Here is a 1,853-nt window from a genome sequence, read left to right as displayed (position 1 = left end):
GCCACCGGGGACGCCAGACCCACAGTGCCGCAATACACCCCGCGACGCTGCGGCTCCCACTGCGAGAGCAGCCGGCGGGCCCGCAGCTTCGGTGTGCCGGTCACCGAGGCCGGCGGGAAGGCGGCGTCGAGCAGCGCCGCCGCCGGCAGCTCGACGGGTACCCGGGCGGAGACCGTCGACACCAGGTGCCACACGCCGGGGGCCGGGCGCACCGCCAGCAACTCGGGCACCGTCACCGTCCCGGTGACGGCCACCCGGCCCAGGTCGTTGCGGACCAGGTCCACGATCATGATGTTCTCGGCGACGTCCTTGGCCGACGACCGCAGCGCCGACGGCGGCGCGTCCAGCGGCAGCGTGCCCTTGATCGGGCTGGACGTCACCAGGTCGCCGTGCCGGCGCAGGAACAGCTCCGGGGAGAGGGAGGCCACCGCCCCCCACGCCCCGGCCAGGTAGGCCGCCCGCGCCGGGGCGGTGTGGGTCACCGCGTCGGCGAAGAAGTCCAGCGGCGCGCCGACGACGGCGCCGGTGAACTCGGCGCAGACGCAGGCCTGGTACACCTCGCCGGCGGCGATCGCCGCCAGGCAGTCCAGCACCCGGTCCCGGTGCGCCTGCGGGTCCGGGGCGATCCAGTCGATCCGGTACTCGCGCGCCGGTGCCGGTCGGGTCAGCGCGTCGGCCAGCCAGCCCGGCATCGGCGCACCGGAGAGGCTCTCGTACCACCACTGCCCGTCAGCGCCGTCGCAGCGCAGCACGCAGTCGGTCCAGCCGCCGGCGGCCTCGGGAATCCGGGCCGGCTCGCCGTCGGCGCCGGCGTCCGGGTAGCACAGGTAGCCGAACCAGCCGCCGCCCACCGCGGTGTCGTCCGAGCCGGGGGTGACGTCGAAGACGGTTGCCGGGTCGACCGGCCGGACCGCCACGCTGGGGGCGATCACCGCGGCGCTGCCGAACCAGTCGCCGGTCAGCGCCGCCGGGGGCGGCAGCCGCAGCCGGCCGGTGGCGTCCCCGACGGCGCGCAGCACCTCCGGTGCCCCGCCCAGATCGTCGAGCCGCTCGATCCGCACCGCACCAGCTTGCTGTCTCCGGCGACCAGACGCAAAAGCTCGCCGCACCGGCCGTCAGTCGGCTTGGTAGCGCGGGAACACCCCGGCCGGTGCCGGCAGGGTGACGCCGGGCTTCAGCCGGTCGCCGATGGCGGCGAACGACCGCTGCTCCTCGGCCTGGCCGAGCAGAGCCAGCAGCGTTCCCGCCGACTCCGGCATCACCGGCTGGACCAGCAGCGCCGCGATTCGCACCACCTCCAGCGTGGTGTAGAGCACGGTGCCGAACCGGGTCCGCTCCGCCGGCGCCTCGCTCTTGGCCAGCACCCAGGGGGCCTGCGCCGAGAAGTACCGGTTGGCCGCGCCCAGCGTCAGCCAGATCGCCTCCAGGCCCAGGTGCATCGCCTGGTCGGCGAAGGCGGTCCGCACCCGGTCCAGCAGCCCGTCGGCCAGCGACAGCAGCTCGTCGTCGTCGGCGGTGAGCGGACCGGGATCGGGAACCACACCGCCCAGATTCTTGGCCACCATCGACAGCGACCGCTGGGCCAGGTTGCCCAGCTCGTTGGCCAGGTCGGTGTTGATCCGGGTGATCATCGCGTCGTCGGAGTAGCTGCCGTCCTGGCCGAACGGGATCTCGCGGAGCAGGAAATACCGGACCTGATCCACCCCGAACTTCTCGATCAGGGCCACCGGGTCGACGACGTTGCCCACCGACTTGCTCATCTTCTCGCCCCGGTTGAGCAGAAAGCCGTGCGCGAAAACCCTTCGGGGCAGCTCGATTCCGGCCGACATCAGGAACGCCGGCCAGTACACCGC

2 protein-coding genes are annotated in these 1,853 nt (G+C 73.6%); both read right to left on the bottom strand.

Annotation, left to right across the window (positions count from 1 at the left end; translation table 11 throughout):
- On the bottom strand, positions 1-1,061 hold a 1,061-nt coding region (locus AC2VNT_RS12740; protein ID WP_486947207.1), incomplete at its 3' end, for an aminodeoxychorismate synthase component I.
- A 54-nt stretch (positions 1,062-1,115) separates the two neighbouring features.
- Positions 1,116-1,853 (bottom strand): methionine--tRNA ligase (locus AC2VNT_RS12735; RefSeq protein WP_486947206.1); only part of this gene is annotated, 738 nt, incomplete at its 5' end.

It is taken from the genome of Mycobacterium sp. TH-M15, from assembly GCF_057473705.1.
Note: the sequence above shows the minus strand (reverse complement) of the source record. Positions and strands in the feature narration are given on the sequence as shown.